Annotated in this window: 14 protein-coding genes; all 14 read right to left on the reverse strand. The window is 47.3% G+C overall.

Annotation, left to right across the window (positions count from 1 at the left end; all coding sequences use genetic code 11):
* Window positions 1–140 precede the first annotated feature (140 nt).
* Window positions 141–797 carry a (Fe-S)-binding protein gene (locus C8N47_RS02250; RefSeq protein ID WP_107820897.1) on the reverse strand — a complete coding sequence of 219 codons (657 nt, stop codon included), beginning with the start codon at window positions 795–797 and terminating at the stop codon, window positions 141–143.
* Between the two features lie 2 nt (window positions 798–799).
* Complete coding sequence (locus C8N47_RS02255) at window positions 800–1501, reverse strand: GTP-binding protein (protein ID WP_107820898.1); 702 nt, start codon at window positions 1499–1501, stop codon at window positions 800–802.
* A gap of 29 nt (window positions 1502–1530) precedes the next feature.
* On the reverse strand, window positions 1531–2325 hold the full coding sequence (locus C8N47_RS02260) for an ATP-binding cassette domain-containing protein (RefSeq protein WP_107821093.1): 795 nt from the start codon (window positions 2323–2325) through the stop codon (window positions 1531–1533).
* Window positions 2326–2421: 96 nt separating this feature from the next.
* Entirely contained in the window at window positions 2422–3063 is a 642-nt protein-coding gene (locus C8N47_RS02265; protein WP_245915655.1) for a response regulator, read from the reverse strand.
* The gene (locus tag C8N47_RS02270) at window positions 3060–4004 is read right to left on the reverse strand and encodes a sensor histidine kinase (RefSeq protein ID WP_107820899.1); all 945 of its coding nucleotides are present in this window, start codon (window positions 4002–4004) and stop codon (window positions 3060–3062) included. Before C8N47_RS02270 ends, C8N47_RS02265 begins: the two co-directional genes overlap by 4 nt.
* Window positions 4005–4298: 294 nt before the next feature.
* A complete protein-coding gene (locus tag C8N47_RS02275) occupies window positions 4299–5093 on the reverse strand; it encodes a gluconate 5-dehydrogenase (protein ID WP_107820900.1) in 795 nt (264 codons plus the stop codon).
* 30 nt (window positions 5094–5123) lie between these two features.
* Window positions 5124–7076, reverse strand: a complete 1953-nt coding sequence (locus C8N47_RS02280; RefSeq protein WP_107820901.1) for a glycoside hydrolase family 97 protein — start codon at window positions 7074–7076, stop codon at window positions 5124–5126.
* Window positions 7077–9374: a heparinase II/III domain-containing protein gene (locus C8N47_RS02285; protein WP_107820902.1), complete on the reverse strand. Its 2298-nt coding sequence runs from the start codon at window positions 9372–9374 to the stop codon at window positions 7077–7079. It abuts the gene before it with no gap.
* Between the two features lie 20 nt (window positions 9375–9394).
* Window positions 9395–11014 carry a hypothetical protein gene (locus C8N47_RS02290; RefSeq protein WP_107820903.1) on the reverse strand — a complete coding sequence of 540 codons (1620 nt, stop codon included), beginning with the start codon at window positions 11012–11014 and terminating at the stop codon, window positions 9395–9397.
* Window positions 11011–12408 (reverse strand): glycosyl hydrolase family 28 protein, encoded by a 1398-nt coding sequence (locus C8N47_RS02295; protein WP_107820904.1) that lies wholly within the window; start codon window positions 12406–12408, stop codon window positions 11011–11013. Before C8N47_RS02295 ends, C8N47_RS02290 begins: the two co-directional genes overlap by 4 nt.
* 3 nt (window positions 12409–12411) lie before the next feature.
* Window positions 12412–14361: a glycoside hydrolase family 127 protein gene (locus tag C8N47_RS02300; protein WP_107820905.1), complete on the reverse strand. Its 1950-nt coding sequence runs from the start codon at window positions 14359–14361 to the stop codon at window positions 12412–12414.
* Window positions 14362–14432: 71 nt separating this feature from the next.
* A complete protein-coding gene (locus C8N47_RS02305; RefSeq protein ID WP_107820906.1) occupies window positions 14433–16109 on the reverse strand; it encodes a glycoside hydrolase family 43 protein in 1677 nt (558 codons plus the stop codon).
* A gap of 6 nt (window positions 16110–16115) precedes the next feature.
* Complete coding sequence (locus tag C8N47_RS02310) at window positions 16116–18038, reverse strand: alpha/beta fold hydrolase (protein ID WP_211316015.1); 1923 nt, start codon at window positions 18036–18038, stop codon at window positions 16116–16118.
* 254 nt (window positions 18039–18292) lie between these two features.
* Window positions 18293–19492 (reverse strand): glycoside hydrolase family 88 protein, encoded by a 1200-nt coding sequence (locus C8N47_RS02315; RefSeq protein WP_107820907.1) that lies wholly within the window; start codon window positions 19490–19492, stop codon window positions 18293–18295.
* Between the last annotated feature and the right edge of the window lie 165 nt (window positions 19493–19657).

Genomic DNA, 19657 nt, shown 5'->3' on the forward strand with positions numbered 1-19657 from the left:
TTCCCATTTCTAAAGATAGCTCATCAACCGAGCAAAAACCAGTGCCAAAACACTACAAAATCAACCACTTAACACGGCAATACAAAAATGGGCGCGATTAATCCAATATCGGAAACCACGAATTTAGAGTCGACTCGGCATCAGAACTCCCGGCAATGCTCCCATACTTTTAGGTCGATACAGTCGATGCGGGTACAGTTATCTTCAAGCTGTACGATGATGCCCGCGTGTACTTTGCCCATCATACAATGAGCAGGTAGAAATTTCACCGTTTGTCCAACCCGGGGGCATTCTCCTTCAATTGTTCCCTGGAACGACAGCACCATACAGATTCCAACGTCAATGAAGTTTTCGTCACACCCCAATAGTTTACAGGGGCCAATTACCCAAACATCCAATAAGCCATGATTTGTGCTGATGATACGGCCGAAATGAATAATCGGGCAGCCCAGCGGCCGATAGCGGATGATCTGCCCTTCTTCGAGTTTAGTCGACGAAAAGCAGGCCAGCGTTTCGCGGCAGGAGCTTTCTCCCGGAAGCGGATGAAGGCGGAAGTCGGCCGTTACACCATCAATTAAACCCTGTGGCTTTTGATGTTTTTTGCAACTGAAGTCGTTTAATATCGAAGTCAGTATGCTTTTATTTTCACGAAAACGATCCTGTTTCAGGATTGGGCAGGCAGCCAGCGAGCTAATGCCGGCTTGCAGCTGTTGAGCAAACTCGCTGCAGTTGCGCGCCCCACAAGCTCCGCAGTTAAAGCCCGGAAGTAGTTCGAGTATATTTTTTGTCTTTTCCATGCTTATTCTCCCACGTATTCCTGCAGACCGTTAATATGCCGTAACACGCCTCTGTGGTGTTGCTGATGAATGCGCATTTCGCCGACGCATAACGTGCAAATTGAAAATGGCGCATTGTGACGCAGTTTCTCTTGCTCGTGCGCAAATGAATTAGCTTCGTCGAAACAGGAAGCAAGCTCCATGGCTCCTTTGCCGGTTAGCCCGTTAGCCTCAATGATGCGGCAGTTGGGATTCATCTCCAGGATGCGTTCGCGGAAAATCTCTCGTTCGGCCTGCGAGATAACATCGCCTTTGGTAATAACAACCACATTGGCAGTGCTTAAAAAGGGGCCGACTTTAAGAGGTGTGTTAGGTCCGGTTGTTGCATCGATCACACAAACCCCCAGGCAATTCTCGGTATACGGAGCACAACGGTGGCAAAGGCCGGCTGTTTCCACGACAAGGGTTTCCGATTGGTTGCGGTTGGCAAAATCAATCATCTCGCCCAAGTTATAAATGGTGTAATGGTCGGGACACATGTCGCGCGAGAGCCCCATGAGGGTGGGGATGCCAATATTCTGAAAACGAAGATGGTCTTCGGTGTACAGACAGTCGACTTTGACGGCTGAGACATTGCGTTTCTCGTCGGCTAAAACTTTTAAAGTATGCAGCAACACGGCTGTTTTTCCGGCGCCGGGTGTTCCGGCAACAATAATAACTTTCATATAATCTTTAGATGAATTCTAGTATTTGGTTATTCAGCAAACTCAGGAGAAAGAGTTTCCGCATTGAAAAAGGATGACGTGATTTCCTGGCCATGGCGCACTTTCTCCCGGATTTGCAGTAGCTCCTGATCAATCCGGGTTAGGTGGACCGATAGTTCCATTTCCTTTTCGGTTGTAGCAATAACTTTCTCCACACCGCCTGTTTTCATGATGATGCGGCGCTTGGTCATTAAGGCTAATATTGGGTCGTGGGTAACCACCAGAATGATTTTTCCGTTCCCGGAAAGCAGCTTCAGCGCTTCGTGTTTTTTGATCCCCGCATTTTCAATCTCGTCGATGAGTACGATGGGGGAGTCGCTGATAAAAGCAACATCCGCTACCATCAGCGAGCGGCTTTGACCTCCGCTCAGGATGGTCAGGTTCATATCTTTACGGATTGGTTCACCGGTTAGTGCGTTGGCTGCCTCAATCACCTGATCAACTAAATTGGGATTCTTACCCCGGCATTTGGCATGCAGCTTCAGAAATTCCTCGACGCTCATGTCGGCCAGGAAATTCATATTCTGCGAAAGCTGGGCGATCAGTTTCTTTTTGGGATCGTAACGCAGATCCGGATCAGGGATGCGGCCATTGAGGAGAATTTGGCGGTTAGTGGTTGTGTCGCGTTGTGCCAGTTGCTCGATGTCTTCAATCAGCGCACTTTTACCGCTGCCGGTTGGGCCAACAATCCCGATAATTTCGCCGCAGTGAATATCGAGCCGTTCAAATTTTTCGGTTTTGCCGGTTTTGTTTCTCCCGGCCAGGATGCTTATACTTTGGATCATGGTTCTTTTTTTGATCAAAAGTACGCGAGCGGGCAGGACTGGACAACCATGAAAAAGCGTAAATCCGGGCCTACGTTTTTTCACCTAGGCTGGTCGTTAAATCTGGTAGTAATCGTTCTTGATGGCGTAAATAACCAGGCTGGCCGTGTTTTTTGATTGTGTTTTCTGAAGTAGATTTTCGCGGTGTTTATCGACAGTGCGTTTGCTAAGCTCCAGGCGATCGGCAATTTCCGGATTCGACAAGCCGTCGCAAATAAGCCGAAGGATTTCGGCCTCACGCTCCGTAAGCTGCTGCTCGGTATGTGGCTTGCTTTTCGTCCGATGCCCTTTCAGAATAGCCTGCAGGATTTCGAGCGAGAAGTAATTTTTGCCGGCCAAAACGTTTTCGATGGCCCGCTTCACCTCTGCAAAATTGGAGTTCTTCAGCAGAAATCCGTTTGCACCGGCGTCTATCATGCTGGCATAATAACTCTCGTCGGAGTACATCGAAAGGGCGATAATCTTCAAATCGGGACAACGTTCCAGGGCTTGCCTTGCAGCATCAATCCCATTGACAACCGGCATTTCAATATCAATTAGCGCCAGTTCTACGGGATGTGTTTTCAAACCATCGAGAAACTGTTGCCCGTTGTCGGCTTCATAGATCGTTCCAATAGTGTCGATCCCCGATAACAGAAACTTCAGGCCCTCGCGAAACAGGCTGTGGTCGTCAACTAAATAAATAGCAATCGGATTCATTTTGCAGGAACTTGAATGGTTACATGAATGCCTTTGCCGGGCGCTGATTCGAGCTGGAAGATTCCCTTCATCGATTTCACCCGGGAACGAATATTTTCCAGGCCCATGCCTTGGTGCTCCGAGAGTTGATCTGGTTCAAACCCTTGTCCGTTTTCGTTGTAGGTCAGGCAGAGCATGTCGGTTTGTTGGCTTAGGCTGAGTTGAATGAGGGTCGGGCGCCCGTGTTTAAGACTGTTGTTGATTAATTCGGAGACAATCCGGTATAGCGTAATTTCCACTTGATAGGAAAACCGATCGCCGCCAATCGTTGCTTCGAACTGAAACCGAATGTCGGAATTCCCGAGCAGCTGGTCTTCGAAGCTTTCGATGGCCGTGGTCAAGCCAAAGTTTTGGAGCAGGTGCGGGCTTAGCTGGTTCGATATTTCTTTAAGCGAAACAATCGCCTGGTCGGTTGCGGAGGTCGAACGTTGCACAATCAGCTTGTTTTGTTGGTCGAGGCTTTGCAGGTCGATGGCGCTTAGGCCCATTTTAATCGACGATAGCACAGGCCCCAGTCCGTCGTGCAAGTCGCGGGCAAACTTTTGCCGGGCTTTCTCCTCGGCCTGAATCACCGCTGACAATACTGCCGATTCATTTTCTTTCCGCAGTTCATCGATACGGTCGCGAAGGTTAAAAATTTCGCGGATATAGATCAGGCCAACGAAGATCAGGATGGAGATGAAAATCCCCAGCCAACTGTTTACTTCTTCTTTCTGAAAAACAGGTGCATTCCCGAATAATGTCGAAAAATCAAACAGTCTCCGAATGGCCATCAAGACAAATCCCCCGGAGATCAGAATCCAGGAACCGTTGAAACGGGTACGGCGAATTAAGCTGACTGCAATGATAGCTGCCCCGATTTGAATGAGCATAGCAAACAGCAAAGCAACTTTGAGCAACATGTGTTTTTTTGTGTAAAGCTAGTGATTTACTCAGATTCGTTCATCGATATGGCTGTTTGATTCCCATTGATCATGAAATAACGTATACCAGAAAAAGAGGCACTCTTGGACATTGGATGACTTCTAAGTAAAACCAATTAAGCAGAGTTTGATTTGCACGCAAGATCATTCCCCAAAGTTGTGGAGCTTCATTCAGCCTTGCTCTGAAAAACAATTGCTCTAACTCGTGAAAACCAGCACAACAGGATAAGCCCAAATCGTCTACTTTCATCCTGTTTTGTAATTCCCAAAATTCTATTGGTTCTCCCCGGCCACATAACCAAAATTGGCCGTGATTCCGCCATCGACAAACAACAGATGTCCGTTTACAAAATCGCTGGCTTTTGAGGACAGGAAAAGGGCTGCGTAGCCAACATCCCCGGGAGTTCCCCACCGTGCTGCCGGCGTACGGGCCATCACCAGATCGTTGAACGGATGCCCACCTTCGCGGATGGGCGCAGTTTGATCGGTCGCAATATAGCCCGGGCCAATGCCGTTAATCTGCACATTGTATTTTGCCCATTCACAGGCCATATTGGCCGTTAGTAACTTCAGCCCGCCTTTGGCTGCTGCATAAGCCGACACGGACGTGCGCCCGTAAATACTCATCAGCGAACAAATATTGATAATTTTCCCTGCACGCTTTGCAATCATCCCCGGAGCCACTCGCTTTGAAACCACCAAAGGGCCCACCAAATCAATGTCGATGACCTGCTTAAAATCGCTCACCGCCATTTCTAAAATGGGCACCCGCTTGATGATCCCGGCATTATTGACCAAAATATCTACGGGTCCCAATTCCTGCTCAATCCGTGAAATTCCTTCATCCACCGCCAGTTCGTCCGAAACATCAAACGCCACGGTTAACACATCAATCCCGGCTTCAGCAAACTCAGCTTTTGATTTTTCCAGCTTTTCGGCCGACGTTCCGTTAACACAGACCTTTGCTCCGGCATCTGCGAGTACTTTTGCAATTGCCATTCCAATACCATGGCCCCCGCCGGTCACCAGGGCTACTTTCCCCGATAAATCAAATAAGCTTTGTATCATATTCTTCGATTATAAACGATTGGGATGAAGTTAATCTTCTTTAATTTGAATCGCAACCCCACCACTGCCTTTCAAATCGAAAGTCAATTTTTTTGAGGCACTGACTTCTTCTATTTGAATATTCACCTTGGTACGACTCTTCAATTGATCATCGTCCGAATAGATCGTAGCCTTGTATTTTTTATCTGCTTCGAGAAATGTAAGAGGAATTTCAATTGTACGGGCATCATTGTTGGTAATCGCTCCAACAAACCATTCATCACCAGAACGACGGGCCACCGTAATGTACTTCCCTACTTCGCCATTCAGCACTTTGGTATCGTCCCACACGGTTTTCACCGCATCGAAAAAAGCGATTTCCTTTTCACCCTTGTAAAACGAAGGCTTATCGTACCAGTACAAGAATTGCAGTGGACTATAATACACAACCGACAGCGCCAATTGATGCGCATGCGTTGTTTTGATGCGGTTGTTGTAATAGCAGATGGTGTAATCGCCAGCGCCGGCCAGATAACGGGTAAACGGTAACACGGTGTTGTGTGTGGCATCCGGCATTTCTTCGTTTCCCCGAATCCCTTCCTGGGTCAACAGGTTCGGGTAGGTCCGGCTAAATCCGGTTGGGCGGTATTCATCGTGAATATCGACCATCAGCTGGTATTCCGCGGCTTTTTTTACCGCATCGTGCATCCAGTTTGTCCATCGGTTAGAGCCAATCTGCACAAAGCCGAACTTGATTCCTTTGATTCCCCATTCGCGGCACTGAGCAAAAACTTCATCCAACTTGTCCGTCAGCGCCCGTTGGTTGATGTAAACAAAAATGCCGATTCCTTTGCTGGCTCCGTAGTTCACCACTTCTTGCATATCCAGGTCGCGGGTTGGCGAAACAGATGTTGCATCGCTGGCCACCTTCATTTCCGGACCATACCAGCCGGCATCCAGATGGACATATTGCAAATTGCGTTCTGCTGCAAAATCGACACATTCTTTAGCTTCCGTGGTTGTCAGGTTTGAACGGATTACCTTACCGGGCTTTATCCAGGAAGTATTCTGAATCTGATTGGGCGTGTTCAGATTCAATACCAAATCATTGTTTTCGAGCAACTCGCCTGGGGTTTCAGCAACCATAATTACCCGCCAAGGGGTCGAGTACGGACTGATAGCATCCACCTTATCATACATCGTCAAATCGATGGTGTTGGCTTTTTCATCATCCAATTTAAACTTGCCGCGGCTGTAATCCACCATTTGCGCTTCAAGTAAAGCAACACTTAAGCCGTTTTTTAATTCCAGGGTCAACGGGCGTTCACACTCATCGAGCCAATCGTTTAAAGGCAAATAGCTGTAAGGGCCTTGCGCCCAGCGCTCGTACCAGGCCATCGTTCCCTCGGGTAACGTGAAACTGGTTTGTTCGCCTGCGATGTGCAAAAACAAACCATTGGATGTTTCGGGGAAATGATAGCGGAAGGCAATGCCTTCGTTGTAAGCACGAACGACCAAATCCATTTGATAGCTGCGACGCTTATCGTAGCTGGTTCCACCATGGCCTTCTTCCATTTGCCCCGACTCCTCATACTTGGCAAAGTGCAGCACCATTTCGGTGTAGGAATCACGTACAACACTCCGTTCACCATACACCGGCGTCCAGATCGTATCCGTTGCTGATTGCTCAACCGACTTCAATCCGAGATTTTCGCACCACAACTGAGCCTGGTCGTTTTCAATTCCCAAAGCCGACTCAAACAGCTGGTTTTCGATCAGGATTCCCAACTCCGACTCCAGCACAACCGGCTTTCCACCGAAGCTCACGGTGTAGTACATCTGGGTTTTGTTTTCACCAATTTGTTTTTGGTAAAATTCAAATTGAAGTTTACCGTCTGGCGATTTTAGCTCGTTTTCGGCAACTACTGACTGAGCCTGGACTTGTATATTTATTTGCCCCACAATGGCGAGGGCTAATGTCAATGCGATTAATAGCTTTCTCATCTAGTCGATTTTTATTTTGGTTAGTTTCAGTTCTGAATCATAATCTCCGTCCACCCTACTGTCATTCACCAGGATCGACTTCGCCGGGTTCTTGTTATAGACACTCAAATAAACACCGCTTTGTCCTTCAAAAATCATTTGGGGTGACTGTCCGAAATTTTCAATTTCAGCGGTGTATTTTGACAAGGCGTGAATCAGCACCTGTCCGTCGCGACGCAGGTAGCTTCCATGCGTCATAAATAAGTCACGGATATTGTCTGCCTTGTTAAGTTCGGCTCCCTCTTTAAAAGTTATTGCTGTCAGGTAGGCATCCGTTTCCCATCCATTCATGTTGATAATACTATTCCGGTGCTTGATTCGACCGTCGGCCAACAGGTTGAAATAAACCTCTGTTGTCTCACCGTTTTGAGTAATCCGAACACCCAGGTAATCTTTTCCATCAAAGCGTTCAACCTCCGGCAGATTGTCCTTATTTTCTTCGTCTTTAAGAATAATAGCTGTGATGAATTTACTGCGGTCTGTCTTCTCAAAATGACTGACCGACCAATACGGCAATCTATTTTCGGGGTGATGGTCCTCATATCCCCATCGTTCTTCCAAGGTCATCTTCTCCGGGAAATCGTGCGGCAAGCCTCCATTGGGGAAAGTCTCCGGATAAAGCGGTCGAACCAACACTTCAGCATCTTCCTGCTTCACGGATAAATCCAATCCGCGACGTTTCGATTCGCCGTTATAGTGCAGAAGCCACTCAAACTTGCCGGCTTCGCGAGCCAACAAATCATCAATGACCAAAATCACATTGCCAACCCACAAAAAGCTGCGATAATTACGATCCAAATTTTGAGAGTACGGACCTGTTGCATTGGCTAACACATATTTGAATTTGCAACCATCCACCAAATTATGAATCGAAGCATGATTTACCGAACCAAAATAGGGTGATTTTCGACTTTCACCTTCACCATTAAACAACACCACATTATGGGCTTCGCTCTGGCAATAATACTCGGTGTAAAGCGGGTTTCCGTAAGACGAGTTCCCGGAGTCGATAATCAGATTTTTACCCTTGTGAAATAAAATGTACGAACCGGCATCGGCGTGGGCATGGTTCCAGGTCAGGCCTGATTTCACCGCCAGCATCGTGGCATTATCGCTCCATGAATTGCGCATGGTAGCCCAACCCATATCGGGATAGATAAACGATTTCCCCAAATCGGGTTTATAATCGTCAACAAGTTTCGGTAGTTCCGGGTAAAGAATTAATCCGTTCGCAGTTCCCAATTGGAGCCCTTCTTTATCGTCGCCCTGCGCAACCTGGTTGATATACCAGGCATAGCGGTCTTTACGGTAGCCCAGGTTCCAAAGAAGGACCGCGCAGGCATTTCCGTTTCGATCAATGTGACCATCGCCAAAATTCACTGACATCGGTTTACCGTCTTTTACATTGTAGGTGGTCGAAATGAAAAAGTCGGTCACCTTATCCAGGATCGGAAGATCATTTTGTTTGAACTTCGGCATTACATTATTCAGCGCCAAGCGAAAGATTAAATACTGAGAAACACCAAAATTGGCATAATTGATACTCTCCCAAAAACCACCATTCCGGTCGAAAGTTGGTATTTTATTCTGAAGCAAATCGCCGGCATAATTGAACCATTCGGGGGCAGTAGCTTCGATTTCTTTCAACCAACGCTCAGCCTCGGGAACTTCGTTACGGATAGCCAGAGAGGTGAAACCAGCAATGTAAACACAAGCGCTCCACCAGTTGTGCCCCATGGTATCGAAAGTATGAATATTGGTATCAGCATTCAGCCAATCGTGCATTTGCGGCTGAACCCCCAGTCGGGCGAGTCCTTCTGCTACCTCCTGCCGCTCCGACGGAGTCAGATAGTTGTAGGCACAATCAAAGCCAATGGACAGGAAAAACGAGTTGTGAGCTACGCCTAAACCGCCTTGCCAACTTGGGGTACGGCTTAACAACTCGCTTCCTTCCCAAGTCGTTTTTTTAACCTGATCCAGCAGGACCTTTTTAATCGCTTCAGCATATTGGTCATCGCCGGTCATGCGATAAACCAAGCCTAAAACCTGGCAATCAGCAGCACCGAAACGATCGCAATCAATGAGTTGATCGGCTGCATCCTTCTGTTTCTGCCACGCATCTTGGATTTCTTCATTTTTTTCAATCAGCCTTTTCAGCCGATCAATATTGGCATCGGTATGGATTAGATATGCCCGCTTTTGTGCAAACACGGCACAGCTTATAATACTGACCAATACCAACAAAACTAATTTTCTCATTTCAAATATCTTTTACTGGTTTACTTACTTTGAATAAAGAAACTTTGCTCAGCCGGAACAGCCGACTGAATTTTGGGCTCGGTCATTCGGCCATACTGCCAGGCCACAACCGTCACTTTTACCGGGAATCTTGCTTTCGGTGGAATTTCTCGGAATATCAACTTTCCATTTTCTACCTCAGCAGATCCTTCTTTTACATAGAAATAAACCGGCAGGCCGGAACTGGAACTAGCGGTGAGCGATAACTCTTTCACTCCTTCAACCTGATCAGGTATCGGACTAAACGAGATTGTTTGCTCCTCACCGTCTTCCTGCTTAATCGGAATATGTAAATTGAATTGCTGTACCGAACTTTTGTATTTGTTGTCGCCGGGGTGATGCGCCAACAACCAGATGTCGCCGGTCCGTTTCGAGTTATTCAATCCCATCCGGTAAAAACGGACCGTGAATGTGCTGTCGTTTACCTTCTCAACCGGGCCACAAATGCGATCAATAACCGGTTTTCCCGAAGCGTGATCATTTGACGAGCGACTTCGCAGGGTATCTGTAAAAGCAGCTTTCAAATGAAAAGTGAGACCGTCTGCCTCGGGTTCGAACCTACCCGTGGTACGGGCATGAAGACTTTCATTAAACGACAATAACCCGCCATTTTGCATAAAGCCGATATACTGTTCCCTCTTTCCACGCTCGCGGGCATAATACCCTTCTGTCGCCCCGGCCATCTCCTTGTCGAAATACCAGAAAGCATCGTGCGGATCGCCTTTGTAATTCAAAAACCGAGCAGCTTTTGCGCGTTTCTTTTGGTTGGGATGCCACCGCTCGGCCAACCAACCATCTTGCGGGTTAAGTTTATTTAGATGAAAAGTGGAATCAAGCGGTTGTTCTTCCTGCAAGCGGTATTTCGCTGCTTTTTTCAGGAAAAGACAGAGATAGTCCACCACTTCATCCGACACATCAAAATGGCCGTGTCCGGCGTCGCATAAAAAAGAAATGCAGCTTCCCGGGTACATCATGCGGAAAGCCAATGCCGGGTTGACGCGGGCTTCCCACCATTCGTACTCGCCTTCAACCATGAGAGCGGGAATTCCGTCGATATTCCGGTTCCGTCCCCATTCCAGGTTTTCCCGGCCGTAACCAGTCAGGTTTGTGCGCGGAGCATCGCCGTGATACGAAATAATTGCCAACGTACGATCGGGATTCCAAGCCCCAAAGTTCCAGGGGAAGGTAGCCATAGCCGAATGGCCCAGCGGCACCACAGGCGCCTGATTTATTTCGGAATAGCCACTAACATCGGCTAAATCTTCCAGCATTTTATCGAACAGGTTCTGGCAACCGTTCTTAACATCCCACTGTTGATCGATTCCCGGCGACAACCATACAATGGCAAAGTCCAGTTCGGCCATTGTTTCCCTGAAAACCGGATGGTCGAAAATTGGTTCTTCACACATGTTGTGCTGTCCGAAAACAACAGCACGAACCTGCGTGCAGTTCTCCGGAATCCACAAAAAGGCGGTAGGATGCTCGTTGGTTTCCGGCGAAATAAAGCCCGTAAGCGGAACAGACCATTGATAAACGGCGGCCTGCACTGAGGACAGTGTCATCAACACGACACAAAATATGATCAGATAGATTCGTTTCATTTCACTTTTAATTCATTTACAAAACCGCCAACCTGCATGTTTGCGTCAGCTATCTTTTTAACCGAATTCCCATTAATCGTTAGCCCATCAATTAGAATCTTTTTCACGGCTCGTTCACCGTCAAAACCCTTTATCACCGATGGATTGGCGAAGTTTCCGTTGTATTGAATCTTCTTCAGCAACACATTTTCAATACCGCGACCGGGAGCACCGCTGTATTTTTCGTTATAAACAACCCGGAAATTGAACAACTGCCCTTCTTGAAAATCTTCGACCCGAATATTTTCGTAAGTTATGTTCCGGACCAGGTTATTGTCGCTGCAGGTAATAGCCATACAGCCCTGGTAATCCCGATCGTCCTCGTCGTGTTCCAGGATGTCGATATTGGTGAAGGTGATATTTTCGATGGTATCGCCACCGACTTCGGCATAACCGTGCAATCCAATATTGGTTGGATGAGCAATATCTGACCAAAGCGTGGAATTTTTAATCTGATAATTGCGGGCGCTTCCGCAAAAATCCCAGCGATGCCCGTAAATGGCAATGCAGTCGTCGGAGTTACGCATAAAGACGCCATCAATCACCACATTGGAGCACGACATCAAATCGACGCCATCGCTCCAGCCTTTGCAACTAAACGACTTGATATTCCGGACGGTGAGCCCGGTTGTTTGCCCTCCGTAAATGGTGTAGTGGCTGGGGTTGATAAATACAGGGCCATCGACCGTTACATTTGTAGAATGACGTATTTCAACTCCCCGTTCGGATTGGTAAATGATTCCGTGACCGATGATACGAACATCCTCTGCGCGGTCAATAAGCAGTTTTGCACGGACAACCGCTCCTCCATCAATATAGACCGTTTTGCCCGAGCTGATGTGAAACACATCGCCGGGTTGATCCTTGGGTTGATGAATGCCCGGGCCAAAATAGATTACATTGGGATCATCCAGATTTGGCTTCTCTTTCAATATTGAGTTGGCAAATAAATGCAGGTTATGCAACTTATCGCCATTCACTTCAAGCGAAAGCTTGGTTGGCTGGCTCAAACTGAATGAAATGACCTGTCCATTAACCGCCGGAACAATGCCCAGCGAAAGCGGGCGAATTTGGACTGAGTTTACCGCTCCGTTATTCTTTCGGACACGTACTTCAACTTCCCCTTCAAAATCGAAATTCACCATCGAGGCCGTTTGTACGTTATCCAGATCAACCTGGACTTTCCATTCAAACAGATCCTGCCAATCGCCACCGGGTTCACGAACCTGAACGGTAAAATCGTCGTTGTGAGCGGAATATTTCAAACCGCCCGGAGCATCGTAAGTAATTACATGCTGCGCCTGTAGCATACAGCATAACAAGACCAATAGAATAAGCAAGTTTATTTTTTTCATTTTTTACTTCAGTTTCCAGTAAACACTATACCGTTCGTGGTGAATATCGTAGAGCGGTCGGAAAGTCAGATCTTTTCCAACCAGTGCTTTGTCTGTTTTAAATGTCAACGGTTTTCCGTCAACAGGAACCAACCATTTCGACACCGACTTGCCCTTTGCGTCCAATTCATTGGTTAAACCGGCAGGAACTTTAAAATCATAAGTATAATAGTCGTTGTGCAAATTGGGGTTCGAGAAAGGGGCCGGTGATTCCATCCCCTCAGTTCCTATTTCTGCAGCCAATACAATCGGGCCATACGAGATGGATACAAGATCCGGATCATCAGAAGGAGTCATTTTCAAAGTCATCGGGTAGTCAATATCCACGTGGTCGCCATCCTGCCAGCTGCGGGTAATTGCGATATAGCTGCCCGGTTTTTCTTTCACCCGGATTTTCTTACCATTTATCGTAATGGTTGCACCTGAAGTGGCCCACGATGGGTAACGAACTTTCAAAGTGAGATTTTTCGGACTGTCTGTTTTAATTGTCAAGCTACTTTTTCCTTCCTCCGGGAAAGTAGTTTCTTGGATGACCTGAACACCTTGCTCCTCCCAATTTAATTCTGAAGGAATAAACAAGTTTACAAATAACTCACTGCCCTTGTGATAATAAATCGCCTCGCCATATTTTGCATGATTCTCGAAACCGGTGCCAACACAACACCAAAACGAACGGTCGTAAGTACTGTAAACCTTATGGGCACCGGGTAGCATCGGCAGAAAATAGGCGACCATGCCCGACTCCGGGTCTTGCTGTCCCAAAATATGATTACACAACGCTTTTTCGTAATAATCCGCTTCTTTCACATCAGCATCGAGGCAAAACAGGTGGCGGGTCAGTTTCAGCATGTTGTACACATTACATGTCTCGCCGGTATATCCTGTTAAATGTTGCGATTGATGATCCGGCTTGAAGAATTTTTCCTTGTCGCTATTGCTGCCGGTACAGAATGAATGATGATCAACTACAGTATTCCAGAAAAATTCAGCGACATCTTTGTTTTGCTTGTCTTCGCCTATTTCGTAAGCCCGGGTCAGACCAATCAATTTTGGAATGAAAGTATTCGCATGTTTCTTTTCCAGGTTATCTTCACCAGCTTGTAATGGGTTCAGAGCATCTTCGTGATAAAAGAATTCGGCCAGCCATTTGTAATGCTCATCACCGGTAATCTGGTACAGCGCATAAAATGAATCGTTCATTCCGCCAAACTCATTGCGAAGCATCAATTTGCGTTGGTCCTGGCTTAAGGGCTTCAATTTATTGTATGCCCAATCGCCCATCTTTTTCACGACTTCCAAAGCCCGCTGATTGTCGCAATACAGGTACTGGTCAATCAAACCCGAATAGATTTTATGCAGCGTGTACCAGGGGGCCCATACGCGTTGACCGGCAATATTCCGGTTGATCAGGTTCTCCGGGAAAGCACCTAAATACCCATCCCCCAGTGCTTCCTGAACTTCGGCCAGACCAGCCACTAAACTATCCGCTTTCAGTTTGTATTGATCGTCTCCGGTAGTTGCATACAACATCGCCAAACCAGAAAGAATATGGCCGGTTGTGTGACCACGTAGTTCACAATCCAGTGACTCCCATCCCCCGAGCTTTTCCACCGAATCATAACCACCTTCCAGACCGGCATACACACCAGCATTGGTTCTGAAGCTGTGCAGCAAGCGATCAACTCCCAGCGACATGATCCATTTTTCTTCGCGCTCCATATTCTCAGTAAAACGGGAGGGCAAAAGTTGGATATCGCTCATTTCAAAAGCATAAGCTTTTACCGGCGCTGTTTCTTTTACTGTCAGTTTATCCTGATGCTGTCCGGGATATTGAGATTGGGCAAAAGCCCCGCCCGTCCCCAGAATGAAGGAGAAAATTATTAAGATGATTGCAAGTTTAATTAATTGTTTCATTGTTTCTCTTTTTATTGGATAGTGAGGGCTTCACAGAGAGTGAAGCCCTCACCCTAAACCTCTCACTATTATTATTTACTAATTCTGAACCAATCAAAGTCAGCCCAGCCGCCGATGCGATAGCCGGGTTCTGAGGTGCAAAAAATTCCGAGTTTTGCGCTACTCCACAAAACCCGTGAGGCGTAAAAAGCTTTTCCGATTTCCTTAAATTGTTCGCCGTCTTGGCTGTAGCTAAACCGACAGTGCGCATCGGGCCCTTCTACCTTTACCCTCAGGTAAACTTCGTTCGAACCAAGGCGTTCTTTACCCAGGCTTTTTTCGAAACCACCCTGGTTCGCAGCTTCGTTTTGAAGCTGCTCCGCATAATAGCCATCGGCATCTTTGCGGATTGCCAGGTAGGAATAATCATTGCCCAATAGGATCAGTCCGGCTTGTTTTCCTTGCCAGACATCCCACTCAATATTCAGTTTGACTTTGGTGGTTGCTGTAAAATTCTCGGCCGGCAAGCGCTGCGTTAAAATATTCGGCACTTCCCACAACGAAGCGTCATTGGTGGGTTTCGGTACAGCCAGTAAACGAAGGCTTCCTTTTTTTGGCATTGAAACGCTCCAGGTGACTTTTTCATTGGCATTCCAGTTCCACTGCAAACCCGGACGTGCCGAGTTAAATTCATCTGATTCGGCAGGACTGCAAACCGGCCACTCACGACCGACATTCGGCTTTTTCTGTGTACGAACCAGTTCTCCGCAACCATCGCCATCTTTGTCTTCACCCATGACCGGCCAATCATTCACCCATGCCACCGGGTTTAAATGAAGAATACGCCCGTAAACACCACGGTCCTGAAAGTGAACAAACCAAGGTTCACCGGTTTGCGTCTCCAGATAAGCTCCCTGGTGCGGGCCATTGATATCAGTCGAACCTTGTGCCATAACGATTTTCTCTTCGTAAGGCCCGAAAATGTCTTTTGCCCGAAGCGCCAGTTGCCAACCCTGTTCCACCCCGCCGGCAGGCGCCAGGATGTAGTAATAGCCATCTTTCTTGTAAAACTTCGGACCTTCAACCGTGTGGTTATGACCGTGTCCGGAATAAACATTGTATCCATGATCCAGGATCGTCCTTGCATCGGGCGACATACGCCAAACGGTCAGAATACTGTTAACGCCGGCACGAGAGCCTGCCCAGGCTGTCACCAAATAAGCGTTGCCATCATCGTCCCAAAGCGGACTCGGGTCAATCATACCCTTTCCCGCTTTAACGAGTACCGGTTTTTCCCACTCACCAAGCGGATCTTTGGTTTTCACCCGGTAAATACCCAAATCAGGATCTCCCCAGAAAATGTAATATTCACCATTGTGGTAACGGATGCAGGGAGCCCAAACCCCTTTGCTGTATTGCGGACTGTTGTAAACCTCTTCCGGAAGAACCGGCAAGGCATAATTCACGATTTGCCAGTTTACCATGTCTTTCGAATGTAAAATCGGTAGTCCGGGAGAGCTGTTAAAGCTTGAGGCAGTCATGTAAAAATCATCGCCGACCCGAATCACATCCGGATCGGAGTAGTCGGCTTGCAAAATCGGGTTGGTGTAAGTTCCGTCACCGTTGTCGGATACATACACTGACGAAATGTATTTGGATTGAAAGCTCTCTTGTGCCTGATTTTCATTCACCGGCTTCGAATCCGGTTGGCAAGCTACCACCAACAATCCCAGCGCCAGAAGAATATCTATTTTTTTTAGACTGTACATTCGTTATTAGTTTGATTTGTTTTCATTGATAAAGTCCATGACCAACTGATTGAAGGCTTTCGGATTTTCCAGGTTACTCACGTGCCCGGCATCGGGTACTATTTTCTGAATCGCAGAGGGAATACATTCATTCAGTTTTCGCGGCCCTTTGTAATCCACCTCACCGGTTAACACCATGACCGGCACGTCAATTTTTTCACTTTTCAAGATTGCAACGGCATCGTTCCCTAAAACCAGGCGCGGCTCGATATGCAATGGCTGCCATTGGCTCCAACGGTAGATCATATCCCAAACCGGGCGGCGAATGTTCTCCAGATTTGAACCTCCTTTGCTCATCAATCCGGCCAGCCAATCCCATTTTTGCTGAAGGATGCCATTTGCTTTTAATGCTGCAATTTCGTCCCGTCTCCTGGCTATTCCTTCCGCGGTCCAGGGTTCGCTTGGCCCCGGAACGGGAAAAATGTCGCCACTGGCCGCGGTTGCCGTCAAAATCCGGTCCTGGTGCAAGGCCAGCATATCGGTTACAATAAACCCGCCCATGGAGAGGCCAACCAGATGTGCCTTTTCCAAATGCAGCGAATCCATCAGTGTAATCAGGTCATCGACATGCCTAAAAGGCTGGTTCTCATCCGGCATGGACGAGCGTCCGTAGCCCCGGCAATCGTACACAATTGTTCTGAAATGTTTGGCAAACACCGGGAACTGCGGCTCCCATTCGCTGTGGTCAAACGAATGACCGTGAATGAAGATAAGCGGCTCACCACTCCCAGCCTCCTGGTAGTATATCGTACCATTTTCAACCGGCACGACGCCCCTTTCTACCGAATCAGGTAAAGCAGCTTCTTTATAAACATCGCGCACTAAAATTGGCAAAACCGGACTGCTGTAAAAGGATGAGAAACCAGCCTGATTTGCCTTTTCAACATTAACATGCGTAATAAAAAAACCATAGGTATCGGTAGTTTTGTCAATCCAGGGATAAGCTCCCGCCCAACTCGGGCTGCTGATTAAAACGGCATTGTCAAGCGAATCCACTTCCTCCCGCCATTCACCAAGTCCGTAAACACCCTTGTGCTGTTCGGCTCGAACTTTCCGAACGTAATCCGGAGTAATGATTTTAGCGCCACGCAGCTGGTCGGCCTGCATTTCGGTAATCGCTTTTTCTGAAAGGATGCGTTTACCGCGAAACACGCCGTTATTAAAAATCATATCGAGAAAGGCCGTATAATCGTGTAAGGTTGAACGGGCGCCACCTCCCAGCATCGGACTATGCCCGTCCACTGAATCGACCGGTGTAAAGTGCGTATTTTTCATTCCCAACGGCTGGGCAATTTTTTCCTGAAAAAGCGTTTCCCAGTCCTTACCGGTCGCCAGTTCTGCCATTCGTCCTGCAACCTGCATGGCCAGTCCACCATAATGAAATTCCGCCCCGGGAACCGTATCGGCCGGAAGATCGACAATATGTGCAACCGATTCTTCCAGCGTTTGGTAATCGTCTTTTTTCACTCCTTGCGGTTGGTAGTCGGGATAACCTGCCGTATGTGAAAAGAGCTGGCGCAACGTTGCGGTTCCTTTTACATCGGTAAATTCGGGAAGCCATTTCGTTACCTGATCGTCCCACGAAAGCTTCCCCTCATCGACTACCGCTGCGATTGCTGCCGCCGCGAGCCATTTGCCTGCCGACGCAATGTAAACCTGTGCTTCAGGCGTATAATTACCATAGCAGGTATCGAGAATTACTTGATTGTTCCGGGCTATCATCAGCCCCGCACCGTTATAATAACCACTATCGACCCAAGCTTGAACCGTTTGATGGATCGGTTGGAAATCGTATTTCTGCGTTTCGGTACCTTCTGGATGAAAATTGCAACTACAAAGGCAGAAGCAGAAACATTGGATCAGTAATGTATTTACGCATTTGATACTCATCGATTGTATTCATAAGTGAAGCTTCCGAAAAAATCGTTAGCTGGTTTGATTCACTCAGAACAAGCGTCAGGGTTATCACTGGTAAGTTGAGACTGGCTTCTGACTAAACAAATTCGACTTGTTTAATCACGCTTATGAATTACGTATTGCCTGAAACTACTATGGACAACGGAAATAAGAAACCCTTCTTTCTTAACCAGTCGATAACACCTGAATATGCCCGTTCCTTGCTGTTTAGTTGGTATTTGGTTACTCTATTCCTGATAAAACTTTTTCAAACGCAGTAATGCCTCCAAATAATAATAATCGGCATAAATAATGGAGGCATCTATTTCGCTTCCATTCGGATGATGGCCGGTTGAGTGCAACAAGAACGATTGATTTTTATCGCCACTCAAATACCCGTCGGATGACAGTTTGGCCAATAAGGCGACCGCCGCACCTTTATATTTCGTTTTCAGTTTTTCATCTTTCACGTAGGTTGAAAGTTCCAACATACCCGATGCAGCAACGGCAGCAGCCGAAGCGTCTTTCGGTGAATTTGGGATCGCCGGATCATCAAAATCCCAGTAAGGCATGCCATCTTCCGGTAAACGCTCCAGAAAGTGGTCGGCCAGCTTCTCGGCCATGGTTAAAAATTCTTCTTTGCCGGTTTCGCGATAACATAAGGTGTAACCGTAGATTCCCCAACCCTGTCCGCGAGCCCACATGGAGCCATCGCTATAGCCTTGGTGCGTAACGCCTTTGATGAAATGTCCGTCAACCGTATCGAACACCGCGACATGGTAGATTGAATAATCCGGGCGAACCAAGGTGGTCATGCAGGTTTCGGCGTGTTTGACTGCCATATCGTACAGCTCGTGGCTTCCCCCGTTTTTAGAAGCCCAGAACAACAGCTCCAGGTTAATCATGTTGTCGATGATCGTATTATGCGGCCATCCCATTTTCTCCCGCATGGCTGGCCACGACAGGATTGTACCAACTTTGGGATTGTACAGCGTTGCCAGCGAATCGGCTGCTGTCAACAAAAAGTCGTGGTAAGCAGAATCTTTTGTCAGGCGATAGCCATTACCGAAACTGCAATACAACATAAAACCCAAGTCATGATTGTCAACCGGCACATCCAGTACACCGGTCAAAGGTTCGGTAAATTTTTGGGCATTCTGCAAAATCGCACTATCCCCCGATGCTTCGTAGGCATACCACAAAACGCCCGGCCAAAAACCGCTGCACCAGTCGTGAATACCTACTTTGTTCCATTCTTTCTGTCCTTGCAGGATATTGCGTGGAAGACTGTCGGCAGACGAGAGTGTACCCATCGTCGCCTTAGTCTTCTCCACACAATAAGCCAACTGTTTTCCTGAGTCAAACGTCTCTGTCGTTTTGACGGTCGTCGTACAGGAAATCATGAGCCCTACTACTATTACTACTACAAACTGAACTATTTTTTTCATCTCAACACCATTTCACTTTTAATTATCAACAACTTACCGTGAGATCACCTCTTCAAAAGCCCTAAAATTCAGGACTGAGAATCCCCACCTGACCAATATCTGCTAGATATAGATCCAGTAACTGACCTGCTGAATGCAACTACCGGCAACCAGCACTTATTGAAC

It is taken from the genome of Mangrovibacterium marinum (assembly GCF_003046625.1).
In the GTDB taxonomy this organism is placed as follows: domain Bacteria; phylum Bacteroidota; class Bacteroidia; order Bacteroidales; family Prolixibacteraceae; genus Mangrovibacterium; species Mangrovibacterium marinum.